Annotated in this window: 23 protein-coding genes, 1 tRNA gene and 2 pseudogenes; 11 read left to right on the forward strand and 15 right to left on the reverse strand. The window is 64.2% G+C overall.

The features are described 5' to 3' along the window. Nucleotides 1–144: 144 nt before the first annotated feature. The 8 genes and pseudogenes from AAHM38_RS03295 to AAHM38_RS25660 all read right to left on the reverse strand — a co-directional run. A complete protein-coding gene (locus tag AAHM38_RS03295; RefSeq protein WP_179817509.1) occupies nucleotides 145–690 on the reverse strand; it encodes a chromate transporter in 546 nt (181 codons plus the stop codon). Next, complete coding sequence (locus AAHM38_RS03300; RefSeq protein ID WP_012761595.1) at nucleotides 672–1250, reverse strand: chromate transporter; 579 nt, start codon at nucleotides 1248–1250, stop codon at nucleotides 672–674. Before AAHM38_RS03300 ends, AAHM38_RS03295 begins: the two co-directional genes overlap by 19 nt. A gap of 4 nt (nucleotides 1251–1254) precedes the next feature. Next, nucleotides 1255–3597, reverse strand: coding sequence for a DNA topoisomerase IV subunit A (gene parC / locus AAHM38_RS03305; RefSeq protein ID WP_116574753.1), 2343 nt, complete (start codon nucleotides 3595–3597; stop codon nucleotides 1255–1257). A 49-nt stretch (nucleotides 3598–3646) separates the two neighbouring features. Further along, the gene (locus AAHM38_RS03310; RefSeq protein ID WP_116574752.1) at nucleotides 3647–4537 is read right to left on the reverse strand and encodes a lytic transglycosylase domain-containing protein; all 891 of its coding nucleotides are present in this window, start codon (nucleotides 4535–4537) and stop codon (nucleotides 3647–3649) included. Between the two features lie 16 nt (nucleotides 4538–4553). Then, a complete protein-coding gene (locus AAHM38_RS03315) occupies nucleotides 4554–6539 on the reverse strand; it encodes a DNA topoisomerase IV subunit B (protein ID WP_116574751.1) in 1986 nt (661 codons plus the stop codon). Nucleotides 6540–6711: 172 nt separating this feature from the next. After that, nucleotides 6712–7041: a hypothetical protein gene (locus tag AAHM38_RS25650; protein WP_404943798.1), complete on the reverse strand. Its 330-nt coding sequence runs from the start codon at nucleotides 7039–7041 to the stop codon at nucleotides 6712–6714. Nucleotides 7042–7275: 234 nt separating this feature from the next. Then, nucleotides 7276–7587 (reverse strand): annotated as a pseudogene (locus AAHM38_RS25655) (ATP-binding cassette domain-containing protein); the annotation flags it as partial. 201 nt (nucleotides 7588–7788) lie between these two features. Beyond that, nucleotides 7789–8772: pseudogene (locus AAHM38_RS25660) on the reverse strand (ABC-F family ATP-binding cassette domain-containing protein); the annotation flags it as partial. Between the two features lie 23 nt (nucleotides 8773–8795). Between AAHM38_RS25660 and AAHM38_RS03325 the strand changes: the two are divergent. Together AAHM38_RS03325 and AAHM38_RS03330 are read left to right on the forward strand one after the other, a co-directional pair. Further along, nucleotides 8796–9002, forward strand: coding sequence for a hypothetical protein (locus tag AAHM38_RS03325; protein ID WP_009238608.1), 207 nt, complete (start codon nucleotides 8796–8798; stop codon nucleotides 9000–9002). Nucleotides 9003–9472: 470 nt separating this feature from the next. Continuing rightward, a complete protein-coding gene (locus AAHM38_RS03330) occupies nucleotides 9473–10384 on the forward strand; it encodes an amino acid ABC transporter substrate-binding protein (RefSeq protein WP_009238609.1) in 912 nt (303 codons plus the stop codon). An 80-nt stretch (nucleotides 10385–10464) separates the two neighbouring features. Here AAHM38_RS03330 and AAHM38_RS03335 read toward each other — a convergent pair whose 3' ends face one another. Next, on the reverse strand, nucleotides 10465–10680 hold the full coding sequence (locus AAHM38_RS03335; protein ID WP_004629101.1) for a hypothetical protein: 216 nt from the start codon (nucleotides 10678–10680) through the stop codon (nucleotides 10465–10467). Nucleotides 10681–10988: 308 nt separating this feature from the next. Here AAHM38_RS03335 and AAHM38_RS03340 point away from each other — a divergent pair. Further along, a tRNA-Arg gene (locus AAHM38_RS03340) sits at nucleotides 10989–11063 on the forward strand. A gap of 113 nt (nucleotides 11064–11176) precedes the next feature. Here the strand turns inward: AAHM38_RS03340 and AAHM38_RS03345 are convergent. Continuing rightward, nucleotides 11177–11365, reverse strand: a complete 189-nt coding sequence (locus tag AAHM38_RS03345; RefSeq protein WP_009277350.1) for a hypothetical protein — start codon at nucleotides 11363–11365, stop codon at nucleotides 11177–11179. Between the two features lie 499 nt (nucleotides 11366–11864). On the opposite strand from AAHM38_RS03345, the gene AAHM38_RS03350 reads away from it, so the two are divergent. Then, entirely contained in the window at nucleotides 11865–13748 is a 1884-nt protein-coding gene (locus AAHM38_RS03350; protein ID WP_012761590.1) for a DEAD/DEAH box helicase, read from the forward strand. Nucleotides 13749–13885: 137 nt separating this feature from the next. On the opposite strand, the gene egtB is transcribed toward AAHM38_RS03350, so the two are convergent. Next, nucleotides 13886–15184 carry an ergothioneine biosynthesis protein EgtB gene (egtB, locus tag AAHM38_RS03355; protein ID WP_009238612.1) on the reverse strand — a complete coding sequence of 433 codons (1299 nt, stop codon included), beginning with the start codon at nucleotides 15182–15184 and terminating at the stop codon, nucleotides 13886–13888. 67 nt (nucleotides 15185–15251) lie between these two features. Next, entirely contained in the window at nucleotides 15252–16298 is a 1047-nt protein-coding gene (gene egtD / locus AAHM38_RS03360) for an L-histidine N(alpha)-methyltransferase (protein ID WP_012761589.1), read from the reverse strand. A 516-nt stretch (nucleotides 16299–16814) separates the two neighbouring features. Between egtD and AAHM38_RS03365 the strand changes: the two genes are divergently transcribed. Continuing rightward, nucleotides 16815–17507 (forward strand): TerC family protein, encoded by a 693-nt coding sequence (locus tag AAHM38_RS03365; protein WP_009238614.1) that lies wholly within the window; start codon nucleotides 16815–16817, stop codon nucleotides 17505–17507. On the opposite strand, the gene AAHM38_RS03370 is transcribed toward AAHM38_RS03365, so the two are convergent. Continuing rightward, nucleotides 17504–18505 (reverse strand): threonine dehydratase, encoded by a 1002-nt coding sequence (locus tag AAHM38_RS03370; protein WP_009238615.1) that lies wholly within the window; start codon nucleotides 18503–18505, stop codon nucleotides 17504–17506. The two genes, AAHM38_RS03365 and AAHM38_RS03370, sit on opposite strands and share 4 nt — an antisense overlap. A 215-nt stretch (nucleotides 18506–18720) precedes the next feature. Between AAHM38_RS03370 and AAHM38_RS03375 the strand changes: the two genes are divergently transcribed. Both AAHM38_RS03375 and AAHM38_RS03380 read left to right on the forward strand, forming a co-directional pair. Then, nucleotides 18721–19515, forward strand: coding sequence for a thymidylate synthase (locus tag AAHM38_RS03375; RefSeq protein WP_041668026.1), 795 nt, complete (start codon nucleotides 18721–18723; stop codon nucleotides 19513–19515). A gap of 4 nt (nucleotides 19516–19519) precedes the next feature. Beyond that, nucleotides 19520–20023 (forward strand): dihydrofolate reductase, encoded by a 504-nt coding sequence (locus tag AAHM38_RS03380; protein WP_012761587.1) that lies wholly within the window; start codon nucleotides 19520–19522, stop codon nucleotides 20021–20023. 63 nt (nucleotides 20024–20086) lie between these two features. On the opposite strand, the gene pmbA is transcribed toward AAHM38_RS03380, so the two are convergent. Next, nucleotides 20087–21460: a metalloprotease PmbA gene (pmbA, locus tag AAHM38_RS03385; protein WP_116574749.1), complete on the reverse strand. Its 1374-nt coding sequence runs from the start codon at nucleotides 21458–21460 to the stop codon at nucleotides 20087–20089. 93 nt (nucleotides 21461–21553) lie between these two features. On the opposite strand from pmbA, the gene yjgA reads away from it, so the two are divergent. After that, on the forward strand, nucleotides 21554–22171 hold the full coding sequence (gene yjgA, locus AAHM38_RS03390) for a ribosome biogenesis factor YjgA (protein WP_004629123.1): 618 nt from the start codon (nucleotides 21554–21556) through the stop codon (nucleotides 22169–22171). Next, nucleotides 22168–22815 (forward strand): molybdopterin adenylyltransferase, encoded by a 648-nt coding sequence (mog, locus tag AAHM38_RS03395; protein WP_012761585.1) that lies wholly within the window; start codon nucleotides 22168–22170, stop codon nucleotides 22813–22815. The genes yjgA and mog overlap by 4 nt, the downstream gene beginning before the upstream one ends. 3 nt (nucleotides 22816–22818) lie before the next feature. Here mog and orn read toward each other — a convergent pair whose 3' ends face one another. Then, nucleotides 22819–23466, reverse strand: coding sequence for an oligoribonuclease (orn, locus tag AAHM38_RS03400; protein WP_009238621.1), 648 nt, complete (start codon nucleotides 23464–23466; stop codon nucleotides 22819–22821). A gap of 76 nt (nucleotides 23467–23542) precedes the next feature. Here orn and AAHM38_RS03405 point away from each other — a divergent pair, with 76 nt between their 5' ends. Together AAHM38_RS03405 and rsgA are read left to right on the forward strand one after the other, a co-directional pair. Then, on the forward strand, nucleotides 23543–24811 hold the full coding sequence (locus AAHM38_RS03405) for a M48 family metallopeptidase (RefSeq protein WP_116574748.1): 1269 nt from the start codon (nucleotides 23543–23545) through the stop codon (nucleotides 24809–24811). Then, nucleotides 24808–25755 (forward strand): ribosome small subunit-dependent GTPase A, encoded by a 948-nt coding sequence (gene rsgA / locus AAHM38_RS03410; RefSeq protein ID WP_009238623.1) that lies wholly within the window; start codon nucleotides 24808–24810, stop codon nucleotides 25753–25755. Before AAHM38_RS03405 ends, rsgA begins: the two co-directional genes overlap by 4 nt. Nucleotides 25756–25786 lie beyond the last annotated feature (31 nt).

The raw sequence follows: 25786 nt of genomic DNA on the forward strand, positions 1-25786 counted from the left end.
CTTTGATCGATATGTTGTTGTATATACATCATGAACGGCATTGGGGTATTCCCGAGGCTGCGCACCCTTCTCGGCGGCAAGGGAGCCAAGAAAAAAGGCGGACATGCGTCCGCCTTGGATTTCGCGGGTCGCGCAGTACGGGCGCTACACCCAGCCCATGCCGCCAACCAATGCCCCCAGCCCCACCAGCACCAGCGGGTGCACACGGGTGAAGGTGCAGACCAGGACGGTGGCGACGGTCAGCGCGATGGTGCTGAAGCTGCTGTCTGCGCCCCGCGCCAGCACCCAGCCGGTGGAGAACAGCAGCCCGATCGTCAGTGGTGCAAGGCCGCGGCGGACCAGCGCAATCCAGCGCGCGTCGGGCTTGCGGTCCATGACGCGCGCGATGACGGCGGCAATCACGCACGACGGCCCGCAGATGCCGACCAGCGAGGCAATCGCCCCGCCCAGACCCGCCGCCTGCCAGCCGAACAACTCCACGAACAGCACGTTGGGGCCCGGCGCCGCCTGCGAGATGGCGTACATGGCGCTCAGCTGCTCGCTTGTCATGTAATGCCGCGTGTCGACCAGAAAGCGGTGCATGTCGGGCAGCGTCGAGCTGGCCCCGCCGATGGCGAGAAACGACAGCACAAGAAAGTGCCAGAACAAGTCGAAGACGGTGGTGAGGTAGCTCATCGCATCGCCCACCATTCGAGCACGAGTGCGAGCGGAATCAGCACTAGCATCACGGGAAGCAGCGGCCACTGCAGGACGCCAATGGTCAGGAAAACCGCCAGGCCGATGGCGAGCGCACGCCACGTGCGCGACTGCCCCTGCGCCAGCTTGACGGCCGTTGAGAGCACCAGCCCCGCTGCCACCGCCGCCATGCCTTTGAGCAGGTTCTGCACCACCGAAAGCGCGCTGAAATGGTCGTACAGCATGACGATCAGCAACAGCAGCACCGCAGGCGTGAGCACCAGTCCGGCCATTGCGGCTGCGGCGCCGCGCACGCCGTGAAAGCGGTAGCCGAGCATCACCGAGAGGTTGACCACATTCGGGCCGGGTAACACCTGACCCAGACTCAGCAACTCGGCGAACTCGGTATTGGAGAGCCAGCGGTTGCGATCGACAATACCGGCGCGCGCAAAGGGCAGCACGCCGCCGAAGCCCGACAGGCCCATCCGCGCAAACTCGGTGAAGAGCTTGCTGCAGGACGGAATGTTTGTGTTTACTGCGGTGTTGGCGTCAGGTGCGGCGCTCGGATCGCTCATGGGCTCAGGCGACGTCCGGGGCGGGCTTGGGCAACGAGAGCTTCGGATCACGCAGCTTCGGCTCGAGCGTCTTACCCTTGCGTGCGCGCTTGCCGGCGTACGGCTCCTGCGTGCGGGTCGTCATAGTCTGCTCGACCGCCTTGCCGCCGCGTGGGCCGGTGCCAGAGAGCACGAAACCCGCTGCACCAAAGGCCACCGCCTGAAGCAGCGCTTCGTTCTTCTCCAGCTCCATCAGGATCACGCCACGGCCGCCGCTTGCGAGCGTCTTCAACTCGCTGATCTGGAACAGCAGCAAGCGGCCGCCTTCGGACAGGCACGCCACGCCATAGGCGTCAGCCGGCACCGGCGCCGGCTTGTTGGGCTGATCGCCCTCATCCAGCGTCAGGAACGCCTTGCCAGCCTTCTGGCGGCCGACCATGTCGCCTACCTTGGCCAGGAAGCCGTTGCCGCCGCGCGTGGAAATCACCAGATTCTGTTCGGCATGGCCTGCGAACGTGTGGGCGATGTGCGTGCCCGGCGCGAGTTCGATCAGCGTCGTCAGCGGCACGCCATCGCCACGGCCGCCCGGGAGGTTGGCCACGGCCACGGAATAGACGCGGCCCGTGCCCTTGTCGTCGCGCGTGCCGAAGATCAACAGCGCATCGGTGGTCCGGCATTCAAACGTGTCGTACAGCGTGTCGCCTGCCTTGAAGGTGAATTGCGTGGCGTCGTGGCCATGGCCCTGGCGCGTGCGTACCCAGCCCTTCTGCGAAACAATCACCGTGACGGGTTCATCGACGATCTTCACCTCGGCGGCGGCACGGCGCTCTTCCTGGATGAGAGTGCGGCGGTCGTCGCCGTATTGCTTCGCGTCGGTCTCGATCTCCTTGATGATGCGACGGCGCATCATGGTCTCGGACTTCAGCAACACGTCCAGCTCGCCCTGCTCTTCGCGCAGGTTCTTCAGCTCCTGCTCGATCTTGATCGCTTCCAGGCGAGCAAGCTGACGCAGGCGGATTTCCAGAATGTCTTCGGCCTGGCGGTCGCTCAGGTTGAAGACCTGGATCAGCGCGGCCTTGGGTTCCTCGCTCTCGCGGATGATGCGGATCACGTCCTCAATGCGCAGCAGTACCAGTTGCCGCCCTTCCAGGATGTGGATGCGGTCTTCCACCTTGCCCAGACGATGGCGCGTGCGGCGCGTGACCGTGGCGAAGCGGTACGTGATCCACTCGCGCAGGATCTCGGCCAGGCCCTTCTGGCGCGGCCGGCCATCCGTGCCGATCATCACCAGGTTGATGGCCGCGCCCGACTCCAGCGACGTATGGGCGAGCAGCGCGTTGGCAAATTCCTGCTGGTCGATGTTCTTGCTCTTGGGTTCGAACACAAGGCGCACCGGCGCGTCCTTGCCGGACTCGTCGCGCACGGCATCGAGCAGACCCAGCATGGTCTGCTTCATGGTGAGCTGATCCGGCGACAGCGACTTCTTGCCCGTGCGCACCTTCGGGTTCGTCAGCTCTTCAATCTCTTCCAACACCTTCTGCGACGAGGTGTTGGGCGGCAATTCGTTCACTACGAGTTGCCACTGGCCGCGTGCGAGTTCTTCGATCTTCCAGCGCGCGCGCACCTTCAGGCTGCCGCGACCGCTCTCGTACACCTGCGCAATGTCCGCTGCCGACGAAATGATCTGACCGCCACCCGGGAAGTCCGGGCCCGGCATGTACTGCATCAGGTCGGTGCTGGTGAGCTTGTCGTCGCGGATGAGCGCCACGGTGGCGGCCGCCACTTCGCGCAAATTGTGCGACGGGATCTCCGTGGCCATCCCGACCGCAATGCCCGATGCGCCGTTGAGCAGCACGAACGGCAAGCGCGCCGGCAGCAGCTTCGGCTCTTCCATCGAGCCGTCGTAGTTCGGGATGAAATCGACGGTGCCCTGGTCCAGCTCTTCGAGCAGCAGACGCGAAATGGGCGTGAGGCGCGCTTCGGTATAGCGCATCGCCGCCGCACCGTCGCCGTCGCGCGAGCCGAAGTTGCCCTGCCCGTCGATCAGCGGGTAACGCAGCGAGAAATCCTGCGCCAGGCGCACCAGTGCGTCGTAGGCGGATTGATCGCCATGCGGGTGGAATTTGCCCAGCACGTCGCCGACCACGCGCGCCGATTTGACAGGCTTGGCATCGGAGCGCAGGCCCATCTCGTGCATCGCGAACAGGATGCGGCGCTGCACCGGCTTCTGGCCATCGGCCACCTCGGGCAGTGCGCGGCCCTTGACCACGCTGATGGCGTAGTCGAGGTAAGCGCGCTCGGCATAGGCGCCAAGCGTGAGCGCTTCGGCCGGCTCGCTGGGGTCGAAGAGGATGTCTTGTTGTTCCATGGAGACTCAAGCGAAAGCGGCGCGCTTCTACGTGGCAGCGCCGCCGGGATCAATGTTGGGGTAGGTTCGTGGCCACGCCGGTGGCGGGGTCCAATACGAGTTCGATGCGCGCGGGCCGGCCCGTGCGGCCTGGCTTGCGTGTGGCGATGACGCCGTTGCCGCTCGCGTTCATCAACCCGGGCACGGCGGCGACCGGGTTGTAGTAGCGATAGAACTGCAGCACCGTCTTCACGTAGTTCTGTGTCTCGGCGTAGGGCGGAATGTCGTTGCCGTGCTTCTGCACGGCGCCCTCGCCCGCGTTGTAGGCGGCCAGCACAAGCTCAAGGTTGCCTGAGAACATGCGCAGCAGATCGCTCAGGTAACGCACGCCGGTGGTGATGTTCGTCTTCGGGTCGGCCAGCTTCTGGGCCGCCGTGCGGCGGGCGTCGCCGGTCACGCCGTAGCGCGCGCCGGTGTCCGGAATCACCTGCATCAGCCCGATTGCCCCCTTGGGCGACACGGCCTGCGGGTTGAAACCCGATTCAGCGGCAATCACGGCCTTCACTAACGCGGGGTCGATGCCGTGCTTGGTCGCGGCCTGGCGGATCAGCGGTTCCACCGTCGGCACGTTCGGGTGCTGCAGCACCGCGCGCACCAGGCGCTGGCGCATGCCGGCGGCGTTGTCGAGTGCATCGCGCTTGCTGGCGTTGAGATAGGCATCGGTATCGGGCAGCTCGGTTTCCGGCAGGGCGATGGCGCTATCGTCCTTGGCCTTGTCGTCGCCCTTGCCCGCCACCGCCGCGCCCTTCATGAACAGCACGTAGCGATCGTCCAGCCGTTCGGCAGCGAAGTGCGCCAGACCGTTTTCATCGATGTAGCCGTAGACGTCCGCGCGCGCCGGCTGGCTGGCCAACAGGGCCAGCGCCGTCAATGCGAATGCGAAACGTACGGAAAGCTTCATCGTTGTCGGTTTGCGGTCAGATATCGGCTTCGACTTCGTTGCCGCGCGCTTCCAGCCACGTGCGGCGCGCGCCGGCTTCGCCCTTGCCCATCAGCATGTTCATCATGTTGATGGTCTGGTCTTGGCCCAGTTCGCCCAGCGCCACGGGCAGCAGACGGCGCGTATCGGGGTTCATGGTGGTTTCCCAGAGCTGCTCGGCGCTCATTTCGCCCAGGCCCTTGAAGCGGGAAATCTGCCAGGCGCCCTCTTTCACGCCATCCTTGCGCAGTTTGTCTTCAATGGCTTCTAGCTCGCCGTCATCCAGCGCGTAGAGCTTTTGCGCGGGCTTCTTGCCACGCGCCGGGGCATCGACACGATACAGCGGCGGACGGGCCACGCATACGTTCCCGCGATCGATCAATTGCGGGAAGTGCTTGAAGAACAACGTGAGCAGCAGAACCTGGATGTGCGCGCCGTCCACGTCAGCATCGGACAGGATGCAGATCTTGCCGTAGCGCAGGCCGGAGAGGTCGACCGTATCCGTCGGCCCGTGCGGGTCCACGCCGATGGCGACCGCAATGTCATGCACCTCGTTGTTGGCGAACAGGCGGTCGCGCTCGGTTTCCCAGGTGTTCAGCACCTTGCCGCGCAACGGCAGGATGGCCTGGAATTCCTTGTCGCGGCCCATCTTGGCCGAGCCACCGGCGGAGTCGCCTTCCACCAGAAAGAGTTCGTTGCGGGTGACGTCGTCGGATTCGCAATCGGTCAGTTTGCCGGGCAACACGGCCACGCCGGAGCCCTTCTTCTTCTCGACCTTCTGCGCGGCACGTGTACGCGCCTGCGCCTGCTTGATGACGAGTTCGGCCAGCTTCTTGCCATGGTCGACGTGCTGGTTCAGCCACAGTTCCAGCGCCGGGCGGCTGAAGGTGGACACCAGGCGCACCGCATCGCGGCTATTCAGGCGTTCCTTGATCTGACCCTGGAATTGCGGGTCGAGCACCTTGGCCGACAGCACGAACGAAGCGCGCGCAAACACGTCTTCGGACATCAGCTTGACGCCCTTGGGCAGGAGCGCGTGCATCTCGACAAAGCTCTTCACGGCCTGGAACAGGCCTTCGCGCAAACCGGATTCGTGCGTGCCGCCGGCGGGCGTCGGGATGAGGTTGACGTATGACTCACGCACCGGCGAGCCCTCTTCCGTCCAGGCCACCACCCACGATGCGCCTTCGCCGAAGGCAAAACCTTCTTCGCCGGGCTTGTCAGGGTCGGCAAAGTGTTCGCCTTCAAACAGCGGAATCACCGGCTCGGTACCGCTGCCCTGCGCAAGCGATTCGACCAGATAGCCGCGCAGGCCCTGGTCGTATTGCCATTCGAGCGTCTCGCCGGTTTTTTCCAGCGTGAGCGTGACCTTCACGCCCGGCAGCAGCACGGCCTTGCTGCGCAGCAAGCGCTGCAGCTCGGCCTGCGGGATGTTCTCGGAATCGAAATACTTGGCGTCCGGCCACGCGCGCACGCGTGTGCCGCTCTTCTTCTCGCCGCGTTCGGCCTTGCGGGTGGTTAGCGGTTCGATCACGTCGCCACCGGAGAATGCGAGCGTCGACACGTTGCCGTCACGCCAGACCGTCACCTCCAGCCGCTTCGATAGCGCGTTCGTGACCGACACGCCAACGCCGTGCAAGCCGCCGGAGAACGCATATGCGCCGCCTCGGCCCTTGTCGAACTTGCCGCCGGCGTGCAGGCGCGTGTAGACGATCTCGACCACCGGCACGCCCTCTTCGGGGTGGATGCCGACGGGAATGCCGCGCGCATCGTCTTCCACGCTCACGCTGCCGTCCTTGTGCAGCGTCACGGCAATCAGCTTGCCGTAGCCGCCCAACGCCTCGTCAGCGGAGTTGTCGATGACTTCCTGCACGATGTGCAGGGGATTGTCGGTGCGCGTGTACATGCCCGGCCGTTGCTTGACCGGTTCGAGGCCCTTGAGGACCTTGATCGACGATTCGCTGTATTGGGAGGTTTTGCTCATGGAAGGCGGAAAAACTGACCAGGCTTGGGTCTGTCCCCAAGCACCGGGAATGCAGCGCGCATTGTAAAGGAAGCTGTCCTCGACAATGCGGAGGGATCGTCAGCGCCGGGATGCGAGCCGAAACTCACATTCGCTCGACATCCCGCTGACATATTGCGTGGCTAATGCAGCGTCACACCGTGCCGGCGCGCTTGGCTTCGAGGGCTTCCCAACGTTCCAGCGCCTCCAGCAGCTCCAGTTCGATGGCCTCGTGGCGCTCGGCCAGCTTTTGCGCGCGCTCCGGATCACGTCCGTAGATCGTGCCGTCCTCGAGTTCGCCGCCGACCTGCTTCTGCTCGGCCTCCAACGCCTCGATGGTCGCGGGCAGCGCGTCGAGTTCGCGCTGCTCTTTGTAGCTGAGCTTGACCGTGGCACGCTCGCGCGGCTTGGCCATCTCGGGCTTCTTCTCTTCGGCGGCCGGCTTGGCGGCTTGCGCCATCTGCGCCGAGCGTGCCGATTGCATCTGCCAATCCGAGAACCCGCCCACGTATTCGCGCCACCGGCCTTCGCCCTCCGCCGCAATCACCGAAGTGACGACGTTGTCGACGAACGCGCGATCGTGCGAGACCAGGAATACCGTCCCGCTGTATTCCTGCAGCAGTTCTTCCAGCAGTTCGAGCGTGTCGATGTCCAAGTCGTTGGTCGGCTCGTCGAGCACCAGCACGTTGGCCGGACGGGCAAACAGGCGCGCCAGCAGCAGCCGGTTGCGCTCGCCGCCCGACAGCGAAGCCACCGGCGAGCGGGCACGCTCGGGCGGGAAGAGGAAGTCGCCCAGATAGCTCATCACGTGCTTGCGCTGACCGTTGACTTCGATCCAGTCGCTGCCGGGGCTGATGGTGTCGGCGAGCGACCGGTTCAAGTCGAGCTGCGCGCGCATCTGGTCGAAATAGGCCACCTGCAGGTTGGTGCCGTTGCGCACCGTGCCCGAATCGGGTGCGAGTTCGCCGAGAATCAACTTCAGCAGCGTGGTCTTGCCGACACCGTTGGCGCCGAGAATGCCAACCTTGTCGCCGCGCATGATGGTGGCGGTGAAGTTGTCGACGACCGTCTTGTCGCCATAGCGCTTGGTCACATCGATCAGCTCGGCGACGATCTTGCCGGAGCGATCGCCCTGCGAGACTTCCAGCTTGACGTTGCCCTGCACCTCGCGGCGCGCCTGGCGCTCCACACGCATCTGTTCCAGCCGCGCAACGCGGCCGACGCTGCGTGTGCGGCGCGCTTCCACACCCTTGCGGATCCACACTTCTTCCTGCGCGAGCAGCTTGTCGAAGCGGGCGTTTTCCAGTGCTTCGGCGTCCAGCTCCTGCGCCTTGCGCGTCTGATACGCCGTGAAGTTGCCGGGGTACGAGCGCAGCTTGCCGCGATCGAGTTCGATGATGCGTGTGGCCACGCGATCGAGAAACGCGCGATCGTGCGTGATGAACAACACGCTGCCGCGGAAGGCCAGCAGCAAATCCTCGAGCCAGCGGATGGAGTCGTAGTCCAGGTGGTTGGTAGGCTCGTCCAGCAGGAGGATGTCAGGCGCGCCCACCAGCGCCTGCGCAAGCGCCACACGCTTGGTCAGGCCGCCCGACAGCGAACCGATGCGCGCGCCGGGCAGCAGGCCCAGCTGGGCGATCGTCGTTTCCACGCGCGTGCGCAGTTGCCACGCGTCTGCCGCTTCCAACTGGGATTGCAGCGCCTGCAGCCTGTGCATCGCCTCATCATTGTGCGCATCGCCCATCGACGCGATCAGCGCCTCGTATTCAGCCAGCAGGCCGGCGGCATGCGGCACGCCCATCGCCACGGCTTCGGCCACGGTCTGTTCGGGGTCGAATTCGGGCTCTTGCGGCACATAGGCCGAGGTCACGCCGCTCTGGCGGGCGATCAGGCCGTCATCGGGCGAGGTCATCCCTGCCACGATCTTGAGCAGCGACGACTTGCCGGTGCCGTTGCGGCCGATCAGGCCAACGCGCTCGCCGGCTTCAAGCGAGAAATCGGTGTGGTCGAGCAGCGCCACGTGGCCGAACGCCAGTTGCGCATCGGTAATGGAAAACAGGGCCATGCTGGAGTGAAAAAGGTGCGGGCCGCGTACGGCCGGAAGGCGCGTATTGTAGTCGCCCCGCGCGTCGCCCATCGGCAGCATTGCGCTTGCAGTTGCCAGTGCTATAACGCTTGTGCCGCCGGACTCGCTTTTTCCGGCCGCGCCATCCATACCGTTACAGAAGGGGAGCGACGATGCGCGGACTATTCGGGCTGTTGATCATCTTGATCGTGGCAGGCATTCCGGTGCGGCAGATCTTGCTGCGGACCGGCTTCTCACCGTGGTGGACCCTGCTTGTGCTGGTACCGGTGGCGAACCTGGTAGCGCTGTGGATTTTCGCGTTCTCGAACTGGCCGCGGCAGTCGTCTCAGCCGGGCAACGTGCTTCCGAATCAGAACTGAGCTGGCCTCGAACGCGCAGGCGCCAAAGAAAACGGCCCGCTTTCGGCGGGCCGGAAGAGTCTCTCCTCGATGCCTTGCGAACAAGACATTGGCGCAGCATAGCGCCCCTCGTCCGTCTCGGGCAGTCGGGACAAACCCGGTAGGGAAAAACGCCTAACGCTAGGCCCGGTGCGGCTTCGCACCGCAGCAACGCATGCTGGGCCAGGTATGCACCGCGGGCGAGTCCGCTGCACCGGCCGAACCGCACGGACAGTGCGCTACGCACATCCCATGTGCGCGGCGCACCACTGAAAAGCACGCGCCGTCGCCGCTTTTAGAGACCGGAATCCACTCGTGCAGCCTGCGTACAACACCAAAAAAGCACGGGCCTGCAGCTTGCTGCGGCGGGCCGTATCATGCGGCAGGCCCTCCGGTCACGAGCCGGGCATAACGATAACGTGGGCTGCCGATTCTTCCCGGGGGATACAACCATGCCGTTCTTCACGCGCGCGCTGCCCGCTGCAGCGCTGCTCTTCGCTTCGCTCTCCAGTTTTGCACCGGGCACTGTCCAGGCCTCGTCCACGCCGGTGCTCGACCGCATCCGCGACACCGGCGCCGTCCGCGTCGCCTATCGCGAAAGCTCCGTGCCATTCTCGTTCTACGACGCCGACAAAAAGCCCATCGGCTATGCCATGGACCTGTGCCTGCGCGTGGTCGACAAGCTGCGCACTGATCTGAAACGCCCTGACCTGAAAGTCCAATACGTGATGGTCACGCCTTCCACCCGGATGCCGGCCATCATCGAAGGCAAAGCGGATCTCGAATGTGGCTCGACCACGAACAACCGCGAGCGCCGGGAGAAAGTGGCCTTCACGATCCCGCACTACATCGCGGGCATCCGCATGCTCGTCAAGACGTCGTCGGGCATCCGCAAGTGGGATGACCTGCGCGGCAAGACCGTCGTCACCACCAAGGGCACCACCAGCGTGGCGGAGCTGCGCAAGATGAACGACGTGCGCGTGCTGAACATGAACTTTCTCGAAGCCAAGGACCACGCTGAATCCTTCGCGATGGTCGAAACCGGCAAGGCCGACGCTTTTGCAATGGACGACGTGCTGCTCTACGGCTTCCGCGCCAACACCAAGACGCCGGGCGACTACGCCGTCGTCGGTGACATGCTGACGGTCGAGCCCTACGCGATCATGCTGAGCAAGGACGACACCGAGTTCAAGCGCCTGGTGGATCGCGCGATGACCAACATCATCCTCGACTACGACGCCGAGAAGCTCTACAAGAAGTGGTTTCAGCAACCGATTCCGCCGCACAGCGCAAAGCTCGATATCCCAATGAGCTTCCTGCTGCGCGACTCGTTCAAGTATCCGAGCGACAAAGTCGCCGATTGAACAAAGCCGCACGCAGCATGAGCGCCGCCGTCACGCACGGCGGCGTTTTTGTTTGTGTATGACACAAACGGAAATAGGCTTTAAAGGAAGTGTTTGACGACCTGTTCTTCCAGGCCAACAAAGCGCACGAGCTGGCGTGAGCCGTCAGGGAACTGTTTGATGACGTGGCCGTCGGGCGTATCGGTGTGACGGAAATAGATCGGCCGATCAATCGACCCGGGCCGATGCTTGGGGAACAGGCTTTCCAGCGACGGCTCCACCGTCCACGGATCGTCCCGTTCTTCGGATGTCAGCATGTTGGTCGCCTAGGGTTTCTGAAAGGGTGATGAAGGATAACTTCCGTGAACAATCGTGGAAAGTTCGTAATACTTAAATCTGATTCTTTGACCGATCGTTCGTTCGATTTAGCGTTTGCTTCATCACGAGAACGCTCGAACTGTGGGCGGCAACCTACAAAAACCATGCCGTCATCATCGTTTCATATGGCGTCGGTAATGGCTGCCCAAGCGTCGCCCCTCCTCGGGGTTGTCTGGTTTTGGTTCCGCAAATTGCGTAGAATCGCGGCTCGCTCGGGCGGCCGTTCGCGTCACCCGGGGGTCGGTTTCTCGCCGTAGCACAATGGATAGTGCACGCGCCTCCTAAGCGTGAGATACAGGTTCGATTCCTGTCGGCGGGACCAGCAGATACGACAAAGCCAGGCAGCACGCCTGGCTTTTTGTTCTCTTGCCCGCACAAAACAACGAGGCCCGCCACACGCGGGCGGGCCTATGGCTGCGGATGGCCCCGGGCCATCTAGGTCAGCACCGGCAGCGCTTCGAGCAAGAGCAGCCCGATCAACACCCCAATGATCGTCAGAAGCACGCGGATCCCTACTCGCGCACCTCGAATCACCAGTGGCGCGGACGCCAGTCCGATCACGCCCGCAACGCAAACGGCGAGCAACAGGTACAGGTTGGAGAAGGCCATCGGGAATTCCATCATCCGCCCCTTTCCGGCCGTCAGCGTGGCCGGTCCTTCGAGTATAGGACGCGAGGCCAATCCGGCAAGCGGCGGCGGCGCGTACATCAGCGCCACCGGCAATTTTTTGCGCACTGCAAAAATTCATGCTATATTCCGCAACTTGGCTGCTTACTGCCGTATTTTTCGGTCCGCGATTGGCCGATGTGCTGGTTCCAAACCGGCGTGCATCGTCCGAACCACCGCCCGTTGCAAGCATGCGCAGCCGATTGCCATTGTGCTTGGCATCGTCTCCGATCTCCCGCGTGGATTCACATCACGCCGAAGGGACCGCCGCCCCACCTCGCTGACCTGTTCAGCTTGAGGCCGGCCCACTCCCCCGCCTTGTCCGTTCTGCAGCCCGTCTGTCGAACCGGCCTTATCCGATTGGCGCCGACGCCCGTGATTAACCGGTCGCCGTATCCCATTTCCGTCGCCTGCATCCGTTGATGTAGCGACGCGGCAGCCTTACTACCTATTCGACATGACGCAGCCTCAAGACGGCAGCGGCGCCATTGCGCACGCTGAAACCATCAACACCAATACCGAAAACCTCATCGCCGAAACCGCGACCCGTGCCAGCGCCTTTGCTGCACTGGGCCTGGACGACCGCATCGTCCGCGCGCTTGGTGAAGTGAACTACACCACGCCCACGCCGGTGCAGGCGCAAGCCATTCCGGCCTGCCTGTCCGGCCGCGACCTGCTGGTCACGAGCCAGACTGGTTCGGGCAAGACCGCCGCGTTCATCCTGCCGGCCATCCAGCGCATCAGCGAGCAGCCTGAGCCGCAGCGTCCGCGCATGGACGGCCCGCCGCAACGCATGAAGGGCCGTCGCCCTCGCCCGGCGCCGGCCAAGCCGTCGCTGCTGGTGCTGACGCCCACGCGTGAACTGGCCCTGCAAGTGACCACCGCCACCGCACAGTACGGCCGCCACCTGCGCCGTATCGTCTGCGCGAGCATCCTGGGCGGCATGCCGTACCCGAAGCAGCTCGACATGCTGGCCCGCATGCCGGACATCATCATCGCCACGCCGGGCCGCCTGCTCGACCACATCGACTCGGGCCGCATCGACCTGTCGGCACTCGACATGCTCGTCTTTGACGAAGCCGACCGCATGCTGGACATGGGCTTCTCGGATGACATCGAAGCCATCGTCGGCGCTACGCCGGCCACGCGCCAGATGCTGATGTTCTCGGCCACCATGGACCGCCGCATCGAGCAGTTGGCCGAGCGCATGATGCGCGAGCCGCAGCGCATCGAAATCGCCGCCGCCAAGGTCGACCAGAGCAACATCGAAGAGCGCCTGCACTTCACCGACGACATGTCGCACAAGCAGCAGCTGCTGGATCACCTGTTGCGCGATGCATCGCTCAAGCAAGCCATCGTCTTCACGGCGACCAAGCGTGATGCCGATTCGCTGGCCGAACGCCTGACCGAGCACGGCTTCTCCGCCGGCGCCTTGCATGGCGACATGCACCAGGGCGCGCGCAACCGCACGCTGACGGCGCTGCGCCGCGGCCAGTTGCGCGTGCTGGTGGCCACCGACGTGGCAGCGCGCGGCATCGACGTGCCGGACATCACGCACGTGGTCAACTTTGACCTGCCCAAGCAAGCGGAAGACTATGTGCACCGCATCGGCCGTACGGGCCGCGCGGGCCGCAGCGGCATCGCCATCAACCTGGTGAACCACAACGACACGTTCCAATGGCGCCGTATCGAGCGCTTCGTTGATCGCCGCATCGACGCATCGGTGGTTGAGGGCCTGGAGCCGAAGCGCTCGGCCAAGCCCCGCACTGGTGGCCCGCGTGCCGGCGGCGACCGTGGCGGCTACCGCGGAAACGGTGGCAATGGCGGCGGTTATCGCGGCCAGCGTGAAGGCTACGGCGCACGCCAAGGCGGCAACGGTGGCAATAGCGGCAACAACGAAGGCCGCTTCCAACGCAGCTTCGCTGGCGACCGCGACGGCTTTGCTCCGCGCCGCGACGACCGCAATGGCAACAGCAATAGCAACAGCGGCGGCTACCAAGGCGCCCAACGCGAATGGAACCGCGACGACCGCGCCCCGCGTCCGTCGTATGGCCAAGGCCAGCAAAACCGTGGCGACTGGCAGCAACGCCCCGCGCGCACGCAAGGCACGCAAGACGGCAACCGTGGCTACGGCAACAGCGCCGGCACCGGCAACGGTGGCGGTTATGGCAATCGCGATGGCAACCGTGAAGGCGCCGCCCCGCGTCGCTTCGGCGACAACAACAGCGGCAACCGCTTCGGCGACGCTGGCAACGGCGCACAGCGTCGCAGCTATGGCAATCGCGACGGCAACCGCGACAGCTACGGCAGCAAGGGCCGTTCGCGCGACTTCGATCGTTGATCGATAAAGGGCTATCCCGTCGGATGGCCTTCTCAGCGAGCCAACAAAAACCCCACGTCTAACGGCGTGGGGTTTTTGTTTGGGCGGCAACCTTGATGAATTGCGTTCGACTTGCCAGTCCTGTCTACAAGCTTCCGTCAAAGCGCACAGGTTCGGAAGCCGACAAAGACGTCGTCGCGCTCCGGCAGCAGGAAGCCCCGAAAACGCGGATGGCGCGCGCGCTGTGGCGTATGTGCGGCCGCACCCCGCACCGCCTGCATCGTTTGGAAGTGCGGCGCCGACAGGCTCGCCACACGGCCGCGCGGCATGCCCGGCACAAAATCCGGATACGGCTCGAACGGCGACGACGTCCACTCCCACACCTGCCCCCAATGGAAGCCTGCGCGGCCTTGCACCGCGGCCATCTCCCATTCGTCTTCCGTCGGTAAGCGACGGCCCGCCCAGCGGCACCAGGCCTGGGCCTCGTACAGGCTCACATGGCGCACGGGTTCGTCACGGTTGATCGTACGCGCCTGACCGTAGCGCAATGCCTGCCAGCTGCGCGTGGTGGGATCGCGCTGCCAACCGAGCGGCGCCGAGCGCTCCTGCATCATCAGCCACTCCATGCCGGCCGGCGACCACCATTGCGGATGGTCGTAACCACGGTCCTCGATGAACTCCAGGTATTGGCCATTCGTGACAGGCTGTGCATCAATCTCGAACGCCGGCACGTATGTGCGATACGGCGGACATTCGTTGTCGAAGAAGAAGCCATCGGCGTCTGGCCAGCCCATCTGAAAGCGGCCGCCCGGCAACGACAAGGTCTGCGTAGCCGGCACAGCCACCGCGGCCAGCGGCGGCTGTCCAGCGGGTTGCAGGCGCAATATCTGCAGCAGGCCGTGCAGGTGTTCGGCGCGCAGGTCTTCGTGGAATACCGCCCAGCGGAACGGCTCAAGTGCCGCATCGTCGTCGGTGCCGAGCGTGGCGAGCTTGCGCAGCACGCGGTCGAGCACGTCATGAGCGTACTGCTTGATCGTTGCAATGCCGGGCAGCGTCAGCTCCCAGCACGCCTCCGGCGGCATGCGATCCATGTCGAAAAACGTATCTGCACCGTCAAGGGCGGCAGGTTGCGTCGCTTGCCAACGGGCCAAGTCCCATTCGGTGCCCGCGCCGTCTTCGATCGTGTCGCTGCCATTGCGACGCGGTTCGCGCAGGCACCAGAACTCGGCGAACCAGGCCAGTTGGCCCAGCGTCCAGAGCGGCGGGGCGTGATGCTCGACGCGTTCAATCTGCCAGCCGCGCTGTGTGTCGCCAAACGCCGACAACAGCGCCAGCGTGCGATTGCGCGCGTCGACCAGGCTGTGCGCGATGCCCTGGCGCGGCAGGCGGCGGCCGTCGGTCCAGTCGGGAAGCGACCCGATGAACGTCGGATCGGGGAGCATGAAGAATTCAGCCATCGCGGCACACCTCGGGCGGGAATCGGTCCATTATCGCACCGGCCTGCCTGGCGTTCTGCCGCCCCGCCTACCGGGCCACGCTCGCGTGGCAGACGGCAAAGTCGCCGCTGGCGTCGGTCCAGGCATGCAGGTCTTCGAAGCCGGCATCGGCAAACATCGTTTGCAGGCTGGGCAGGTCGTACTTGACCGAGTTCTCGGTGTGCATGCGTTCACCCCCAGCGAAGGCCCGCGCGTGCTTGCCCCACCGCACCGTGACATCGCGACGCGCTTCCAGATGCATCTCAACGCGGTGCGCCTCTGCGCGGTACAGCGCGACATGGCGCCAATCCCGCACGTCGAAATTCGTACCCAGAAGGCGATTCAGATTGCGCAGCACGTTCAGGTTGAAAGCCGCCGTCACACCGAGCGGATCATCGTAAGCGGCTTCCAGCCGTTGGGCCTCTTTGATGAGGTCGATGCCGATCAGAACACTGTCGCCGGGGGCCGAAGCTTCGTGCAAGCGCGACAGAAATGCGCCCGCTTCTTCCGGCGTGAAGTTGCCCAGGCTCGAACCGGGGTAAAACCACACGCGGCGTCCGTCGCCGACGGCATCGGGCAGCACCAGCGGCGCACACAGATCGGCGCCAATTCCGACCATCGGCAATTGCGGATGCTGACGTGCAAGCCCGCGCAGCGTGTCGCGCAGAAACTCCGCCGAGATATCGATCGCCACATACCGTGACGGCGCCAGCGTGCGGAACAGGCGCGCGGCCTTTTCGCAGTTGCCGGCGCCCAGGTCGATCAACGTGGCGCCGCGGCCCACGCGCAGCGCGATCTCAGCCGCATGCAGGCTGAAAATGGCGGCTTCGGTGCGCGTCGGGTAGTACTCGGGTAGATCGGTAATCGCCTCGAACAGGCGCGAACCGAGGGCATCGTAGAAAAACTTCGGGCTGATGCTGGCCGCGGGTGCCAGCAGGCCGGCTTCTGCCTCGGCGCGCAGCGCAGCGTCGTCTTCCGTAAAGAGTTGGTAGAAGGTCAAGCCCGCGCCAACGGCATCGACCGTGGGCTGCGGCTGGATCAGTCGAGCCAGCGCGCGGCGGGCATAGGCATCGGCGGACGGCTTGGTGGCCTGCATGGTGTCTCCCGTTGTGGGTGGAACGGCGCGGTGCTGCATGGTCATGAAGGCCATCGACAGCGAGAAATGTGCCATCGCGCCGAAGCCATCACCGCTCGCCGGTGGCGCGCGAATGAAATTGCAGCGTAGACGCCGCTTTGTGACAGCGCCACCGTTCTTTCGCCGGAGGGCGCCACAACGCGGCATCGCGCCAATCGTAAAAATCACCCACGCCGCTGAAAAAACCGCGCGCAGCGCGCCATCGTGCCGATGTTGCATTTTTGCAGCGCACAATCGGCCCGCTGCGATACAATGCGGACTTCCTCAAAGGGGAGTAGCTCGGGGGTTCTTCAGCCCCAGGCACGATCGTCATGACGAAGCGCAAGCTTCCGGTCGTGCCGGCACCAGCAGGTTCACAACCTGCGCGTGTCGAGCAAGACCTTTGCAACCGGATTTCATGGTCTGCAAAGCGTCTCGCCCCAGCACTCCATGCAGTTCGGTCAACCGATTTTTATTGTTGTTTGACCTGGAGCCGCCATGGAATGGTTGTCTGACATTTTCACCATGCAGTTTGCTGCCGCGCTGGCATCGATCATCGTGATCGACCTTGTGCTTGCGGGCGATAACGCCATCCTCATCGCGCTGGCTGCGCGCAACCTGCCCCCCGAGCTGCAGAAGAAAGCCATCATGTGGGGCGCCGCGGGCGCCATCGTGGTACGCGCCTTGATGACGCTGGCGGTGGTGTGGCTGCTGAAGATTCCAGGCCTGATGCTCGTCGGCGGTCTGGCGCTGGTGTGGATTGCGTGGAAGCTTCTGGCTGACGACGGCCAGGGCGGCGATGAACACGGCGCAGGCAGCACCACGCTGATGGGCGCGATGAAGACCATCATCATTGCAGATGCGGTCATGGGCATCGACAACGTGCTCGCCATTGCCGGCGCATCCCACGGCAGCTTCCTTCTGGTGGTATTGGGCCTGCTGATCAGCGTGCCTGTCGTGGTGTGGGGCAGCGGCGTGGTACTGCGCCTGATCGAGCGCTTCCCGATCATCATCTACGGAGGCGCCGCGGTGCTGGCTTACACGGCCGCGCACATGATCGTGGCCGAACCGGTGCTCAAGGCGCTCTTTGCCGCGCAGCCGCCGCTTAAGTGGGCCGTGTATGTGGCGGTGTTCCTGATCGTGCTGGGCGGCGGTTGGCTGGTGCAGCGTCGCCGCCAACAGCCTGCCTAAGGCAGGATCGGCTGACCGGCTAGCACGCGCGCCAGCGTGGCGCGATCGATGTTGCCGCCGGTCAGCGGCAGGCCGATGCGCTGGCCGGCGATCTGTTCGCGCTGCTGCCATGCTCCCGCCAAGGCCGCGGCGGCAGCGCCCTCGGCCACGTTGTGGGTGGTGGAGAAATACAGGCGAATGGCCTGCGCTACTTCGTCATCCGTCACCGCAATGACCTCGTCGACGCCAGCGCGGATGACCTCAAGCGCGTTCGCATCAGGCGTGCGGCACGCTAGCCCGTCGGCCAGCAGCGTCGAGACCGGCGCCGACACCACGGTACCGCTTTTGAGCGACTGCTCATAGCATCGGGCATGCGCCGACACGACGCCCACAATGCGCGTCGACAGCGCCAGCGCATTGCGCGCCCGTACCGCCGCGCAAATACCCGAACCCATGCCGATCGGCACGTAGACCACATCCAACGGCGTGGCTTCAAAGAACTCCAGCCAGTAGCTCGCCACCCCGACAACCAGATCGTCGTGGTACGAGGGCACAAAGTGCAAGCCGCGTTCAGCGGCCAACTGATCGGCCAACTCGCGGCTCGCCTGAAAGTCCTCGCCCGCTTCAAGCAGCTCGGCCCCGAGTGCGCGCATGGCGGCGTTCTTCTCCACGCTATTGCCGTGCGGCACGACGATGGTGACGGCGAGACCGTTCCGGCGCGCCGCCAACGCAATCGACTGTCCATGGTTGCCACGCGTCGCCGCAATCACACCACGCACCTGGGGCGCACGTTGGCGCAACGCATGCAGGTAGGTCAGCCCGCCCCGCACCTTGAACGCACCCACTTCGGTGTGGTTTTCATGCTTCACCCACACCGTCGCGTCCATGGCTTGCGAGAGCAATGGCCAACAGTATTGCGGGGTCGGGGGAAGAACGGCCCCGACGACGCCGGCTGCTGCACGCAGATGGCGCAGTCCGGTGGCTCGATCGAGCGTCGCGGCGGTAGCAATGAGCGACATGGTGTCTCTCCGGCAGACAGTTTGAAGCGATGGAGCCATCCTGCCCGCCCCGTCCGTCTAGCAACATCGACAATTCCGCACATGGTCAGTCCAGCCGTGCCGCCCATTCGACCGGGCCAGTTTCCAGACACTGCCGGTACAGTCGACGCCGCGCCTGTCACGTTACAATGCGGCTCACCCGATTTCAGACGCACCGCCTCTTCGCCCGCGCTCGCATGAAGCCCTATCTCGACCTGATGCGCCATGTCTACGAACATGGCACCGACAAAGCCGACCGCACCGGCACTGGCACGCGCTCCGTGTTCGGCCACCAGATGCGCTTCAACCTGCAGGACGGCTTTCCGCTGGTGACCACCAAGAAGGTCCACATCAAGTCCATCGTCTATGAACTGCTGTGGTTCCTCCAGGGCTCGACCAACGTGCGGTGGCTGCAAGACAACGGCGTGACGATCTGGGACGAATGGGCCGACGCGGACGGCGAGCTGGGCCCCGTCTACGGCTCCCAATGGCGCTCGTGGCCGACGCCCAACGGCGAACATATCGACCAGATCGCCGAGCTGATCGCCCAGATCAAGCGCAACCCCGATTCGCGCCGGCTGATCGTGTCTGCCTGGAACGTGGCGGACATCCCGCGCATGAAGCTGCCGCCCTGCCATGCGTTCTTCCAGTTCTATGTGGCCGACGGCAAGCTGTCGTGCCAGCTTTACCAGCGCAGCGCCGATATCTTCCTCGGCGTGCCGTTCAACATTGCCAGCTACGCGCTGCTCGTGCACATGGTTGCGCAACAGACTGGCCTCGATGTGGGCGATTTCGTCTGGACCGGCGGCGATTGCCACCTGTACAACAACCACTTTGAACAGGTCGAAACGCAACTCGCGCGCGAACCGCTACCGCTGCCGAAACTGCACATCAAGCGCAAGCCCGAGAGCATCTTCGACTACCAGTACGAAGACTTCGAGATCGTGGGCTACCAGAGCCACCCTGCGATCAAAGCTCCGGTGGCCGTCTAACCGTATGACCATTCTGACGCTCATCGTCGCCCGCGCCCGCAATGGCGTGATCGGCCGCAACAACACGCTGCCCTGGCGCCTGCCAGAAGACCTCGCGCACTTCAAGCGCACCACAATGGGCGCACCCATCGTAATGGGCCGCAAGACGTACGATTCGATCGGCCGCCCGCTGCCCGGTCGTCGCAACATTGTCGTCACGCGCAATGCCAAGCTTGAACTGCCGGGCTGCGAAATCGCGTATTCGATGGAAGACGCGCAACGCCTGTGTGTGGGCGCCGAGCAGATCTTCCTGATCGGCGGCGCGCAACTGTATGCGGATGCCCTGCCGAGCGCGGATCGCCTGATCGTGACCGAGATCGACGCCGATTTCGAAGGCGATGCGCACTTTCCCGCGCCGGACCCCAGGGTCTGGCGCGAAGTCTCCCGCGAGACGCACCACGCGGCAGCGCCCAACGATTTCGACTACGCGTTCGTTACCTATGAACGCCCACCATCGGACGAGCAGTAACCGCAGCAGGCAATAAAAAACGCGCTCAGTTTCGAGCGCGTTTTTTATTTCGGCTGGGGCGATTTATTCGCCGGCAATCGTCATCTGTTCGATCAGGATCGAGCCCGTTTCCTTCGTACCGCGCACCAGCGCATCCGCGCCGATGGCGACGATCTGGCGGAACATCTCGCGCAGATTGCCCGCGATCGTGATCTCTTCCACCGGATATTGGATCACGCCGTTCTCCACCCAATAGCCCGACGCGCCGCGCGAATAGTCGCCCGTCACATAGTTCACGCCCTGGCCCATCAGTTCGGTCACGAGCAGACCCGTGCCCATGCGGCGCAGCATGCCGGCAAAGTCATCTTCGGCGGTCGTTTTGTCGGAGAACAGCGTCAGATTGTGCGAGCCGCCCGCGTTGCCGGTGGTCTGCATACCGAGCTTGCGCGCGGAATACGTCGACAGGAAGTAGCCCTCCACGACGCCGTTCTTCACCACATCGCGACGCTGCGTGCGTACGCCCTCCTCGTCGAACGGCGCGCTGCCCATACCGTTGAGGACGTGCGGATCTTCCGTGATCTGCACGTGCGGCGCGAAGACTTCCTTGCCCAGCGTATCGAGCAGGAACGTCGACTTGCGATACAGCGCGCCGCCCGACACCGCCTGCACGAACGCGCCGAGCAAACCCGCCGCCAGCGGCGCCTCGAACAACACCGGGCACTTGCGCGTGGTCAGCCGGCGCGCGCCCAGACGTGCCAGCGCGCGTTCCGCCGCGTATTTACCGATCGCCTCCGGTGCGGCAAGATCGTCCGGCGAGCGCTTCGACGAGTACCAATCGTCGCGCTGCATGTGCGCGCCCGACCCGGCGATCGGCGCGGCCGAAATGAAGTGGCGCGAATATGGGTAGCCGCCCATGAAACCGCGCGACGTGGCCAACACGAAGTGCGAATGCTGCGCCGAGATGCTCGAGCCATCGCTGTTGCGGATCTTTGGGCTCACGGCAAAGGCAGCGGCTTCCGCAGCGCGTGCGATCTCCACGGCAGCTTCGGCGTCGATCATCCACGGGTGATAAAGCTGAAGGTCTTGCGGGTGCTTCTCCAGCAGCTCTTCTTCTGCCAGGCCGGCGCAGTCATCGTCGGCGGTGAACCGCGCGATGTTGTAGGCGGCCTCGACGGTGGATCGCAATGCCGCCGGCGAGAAGTCCGACGTACTTGCGTTGCCGCGTTTCTTGCCCAGCATGACCGTCACGCCGACAACCTTGTCGCGGTTCTGCTCAATGGTCTCGACTTCGCCCTTGCGCACCGTGACCGACAGGCCCTGACCTTCGGAGATTTCCGTCGCTGCATCGGAGGCGCCAAGTTCGCGTGCAATGCGAAGCACATCGGTGGCCATCTCCTCGAGCTGTTCGCGGCGGTAGGCAAACACGGGGGCGGTCTTGGAATCGAGCGTTTGAGACATAGGCAATGGAGGGGGAGAAACGGGTGCCGCGATTTTGCCAAAAGCGGGCAGAACTGGCGAAAGCGCCCATCATAGCAAGATACAATGCGCGCCATGAGCCGAGCATCCCGACACAACCCTACGTATCTGCAACCTGTCGTGCGCACCGACATCGGTGACGAGGACGATCCGGATACGCCCAAGAGCAAATCGCAGCGCAAGCGCGAGGTGAACGCCTTGCAAGACCTGGGCACTGCCCTGGAAGCGCTGCCCAAGGACAAACTCGCGAAGGTGCCGCTGCCCGAAAAGCTGGTCGACGCCCTGCGCGAAGCCAAGCGCACCACCGCCCATGAAGGCAAGCGCCGCCAGATGCAGTACATCGGCAAGCTGATGCGCGCCCTGACCGACGACGAGGTCGAAGCCATCCGCCGCGTGCTGGCCACCTTCGTTGGCGCCTCCAAGGCGGAAACCGCGCGCCTGCATGCCATCGAGCGTTGGCGCGACCGCCTGATCGCCAGCGACGACGCCATCACCGAGTTCATTGCAGCGCACCCGGATGCCGACGTGCAGGCCTTGCGTACGCTCGTGCGCAATGCGCGCAAGGAAGCGCAGCTGGCGAAGCCGCCCAAGTCGTCGCGCGAGCTGTTCCAGATGGTCAAGCAGGCCCTGTCCGGCAACGACCGCGACGAAGATGACGCCGATCAACCCGAAGCCGAAGACGACGAAGCATGACAGCCCCTGCCTCCTCCGCGCCGATCACCCGCCGCCACCCCGACGAACTGATCGTTGGCTTTGTGTCGATTTCGGACCGCGCTTCGGCCGGCACGTATCAGGATGAAGGAATTCCCGCGCTGCGAGACTGGTTTGGCGCCGCGCTGTCTTCACCGTGGCAAGGGGTGGAGCGCCTGATTCCGGACGACCAGACGACAATCGCCGAAACGCTGATCGACCTGGTCGACCATGCCGGCTGCGATCTGGTGCTCACCACGGGCGGCACCGGCCCGACGCGCCGCGATGTGACGCCCGAGGCCACGCTGGCCGTCGCCACCAAGGAAATGCCGGGTTTCGGCGAGCAGATGCGCCAGATCAGCCTGCATTTCGTTCCGACGGCGATCTTGTCGCGCCAGGTGGCGGTGATCCGCGAGACGCCCTCACGCGCTGCGCTGATCATCAACCTGCCCGGCCAGCCGCGCGCCATCAAGGAAACGCTCGAGGGCTTGAAGGATGTGGAGGGCCGCGCCACGGTGCCGGGCATCTTTGCGGCCGTGCCTTACTGCATCGACCTGATCGGCGGCCCGTATGTCGAGACGCAGGACAGCGTGGTGAAGGCCTGGCGGCCGAAGCACGCTGTGCGCGCAAAGCCGCTGCAGGTTTAACGGTTACGGGGCGACCGAAGACGCCAGCGCTTCAGCGTCGGGCGTTTGCGGCACATCACGGATGAAGTGCTCGCGGTAATAACGCAGTTCTTCGATCGATTCGATGATGTCGGCGAACGCCGTGTGCCGCTGGTGCTTCGTGAAGCCCTTCGCAATGGCCGGCTGCCAGCGCTTGCAGAGCTCCTTGAGCGTGGAGACGTCCAGGTTGCGGTAATGGAAGTACTCCTCCAACTTGGGCATGTAGCGCGCCATGAAGCGGCGATCCTGGCAGATGGAGTTGCCGCACATCGGCGACTTGCTCTTCGGCACCCACTTCCTAAGGAATGCCAGGAGCTCCGCTTCCGCTTCCGCTTCGGTCGTGGTCGATGCCTTGACCTTGTCGATCAGGCCTGAACGGCCATGCGTGCCCTTGTTCCACGCGTCCATGCCGTCGAGCAGCTCGTCGGATTGATGGATCACCAGCACGGGGCCTTCAGCCAGGATGTTCAGCTCTGAATCCGTCACCACCACGGCCACTTCGATAATGCGGTCGTTCTCGGGGCTCAGGCCGGTCATCTCCATGTCGAGCCAGATCAGGTTGTTGTCGCTCTTGGCTGCAACGCGGTTCGGGGTCGACGGAGAACCGGCGGACGGGGAAACAGGGGTACTCACTGGGGTGCTCACTCAAGGGCCTTGAGAAAATGACTGAAGGCTATAATTTTCGCATATCTGATAGGTGTTTCCCCACATGCCCGCCCCGACCGTCTTTAGCGTTGTCTTCCTGATCGCCCTTGTCTTGATGTCCGCCACGCGCCTGTGGCTGGCCGCGCGGCAAGTCCGTCACGTCGCGCGTCACCGCGATGCCGTGCCCGCGCAGTTTGCCGCATCGATCACACTGGACATGCACCGCAAGGCTGCCGACTACACCATCGCCCGCACGCGCCTGGCGATGCTGGAAGTGCCGGTCCAGGCGGCCCTGCTGATCGCCCTGACGCTGCTCGGTGGCCTGAACTGGATCAACCAGGCGTGGCTGGGCGTTTTTGGCCCCGGTTACGCATATGGGGTGGCTCTGATCGCGTCGATCATCGCGATCAGCAGTGTGATCGAGTTGCCGTTTTCGCTGTATGGGCAGTTCGTGGTCGAGGAGCGTTTCGGCTTCAACCGCATGACGTTCAAGCTTTGGCTGGCTGACAACCTCAAGGGCCTGGCCATTGGTACCGTGCTGGGTCTGCCGCTGCTGCTGGCAGTGCTCTGGCTGATGGACAAGATGGGCGCGTACTGGTGGCTGTACACCTGGATCGTGTGGATGGCGTTCATGCTGTTTGTCCAGGCGATCTACCCGAACGTCATCGCACCGCTTTACAACAAGTTCACTCCGCTGCAGGACGAGGAAATGCGCTCGCGCATTGAAAGCCTGCTCCAGCGTTGCGGCTTCGCCAGCAAGGGCCTGTTCGTGATGGACGGCAGCCGCCGCAGCGCCCACGGCAACGCCTACTTCAGCGGCTTTGGCGCAACCAAGCGCATCGTCTTCTTCGACACGCTGCTCGCGCGCCTGAACCCCTCCGAAATGGAAGCCGTGCTGGCGCATGAGCTGGGCCATTTCAAGCGCCACCACATCAGCAAGCGCATCGCCGTGACGTTCGTGCTGAGCCTTGGCGCTCTGGCGCTGCTCGGCTGGCTGATGACGTGCACGTGGTTTTACCTGGGCCTTGGCGTCGCCCCGAACCTGTTCTCCGACAACCATGCGCTGGCACTGATGCTGTTTTTCCTGGTGCTGCCGGTGTTCACGTTCTTCGTCTCGCCGCTGGCGAGCCTGTCGTCGCGCAAGGACGAGTACGAAGCAGACGCCTTTGCCGCCGAGCACGCCGACGCCAATCAACTTGTCTCGGCGCTGGTCAAGCTCTTCCAGGACAACGCCTCAACGCTTACCCCGGATCCGGTCTATTCGACGTTCTACTATTCGCACCCCACTGCATCGCAGCGCGTGGAGCGCCTCGTGCAGGCCCGCACGGCATGACGCGCGGCAAACCGGGCCGCGCCCATAAGCAGGCTGCCGCTGGCGAGCACGGGCTCGTCATCGCGGCACACGGACGCCATTACCTGGTAGAACGCGAGGGCGGCGGTTTCCTGCAATGCTTCCCACGCGGCAAGCGCAGCGAATGCGCTGTCGGCGATCGCGTGGTCTATGAAACCACCGCCGTCGACCAGGGCGTGGTGGTGCGTGTGGACGAGCGCCGCAACCTGCTCTATCGCTCCGATCAGTTCAAATCGAAGGTGCTGGCCGCGAATCTGGATCAGATCATCATCATGCTCGGCACCGAGCCGAGTTTTTCGGAAGACCTGCTCGGCCGCGCGCTCGTCGCTGCAGAATCCCTCGGCATCACCCCCCTGATCCTGCTGAACAAGATCGACCTGACCGCGCGACTCGAGACGGCTCGCTCGCGCCTGGCGCTCTATCGGGACCTGGGCTACACCATCGTCGAACTGACCGTGCACGGCGCGCCAGAAGCCGCGCATACCGCGCTCGAACCGCACGTAGCCGGGCGCGCATCGATCCTGATCGGGCAGTCGGGTATGGGCAAGTCGTCGCTGCTGAATCTGCTGATTCCGGGTGTGGATGCGCAAACGCGCGAGATCTCCGAGAAACTCGACTCCGGCAAGCACACGACCACGTTCACGCGGCTCTATCACCTCCCCGCCGAATGGGGCCAGGGCGGCGTGCTGATCGACTCGCCGGGCTTCCAGGAATTCGGCTTGCATCACCTCAGCGAAGGCATGCTGGAACGCGCCTTCCCGGAGTTCCGCCCGCGCCTGACCGAGTGCCGCTTTTATAACTGCCGGCACCTGCAGGAACCCGGCTGTGGCATTCTGGGCGCGATGGCCGAAGGCAAGATCGATCCACGCCGGCACCAGCTTTACGCGCAACTGCTGCATGAATCGGAACAGCAGAAGCCCTGGTAACGGCGTAGCAAAACGCTCGAAGGGAGGCTGG

Origin of the sequence: Ralstonia sp. OTU4908, assembly GCF_038440115.1 — a bacterium.
GTDB classification, from domain to species: Bacteria; Pseudomonadota; Gammaproteobacteria; order Burkholderiales; family Burkholderiaceae; genus Ralstonia; species Ralstonia pickettii.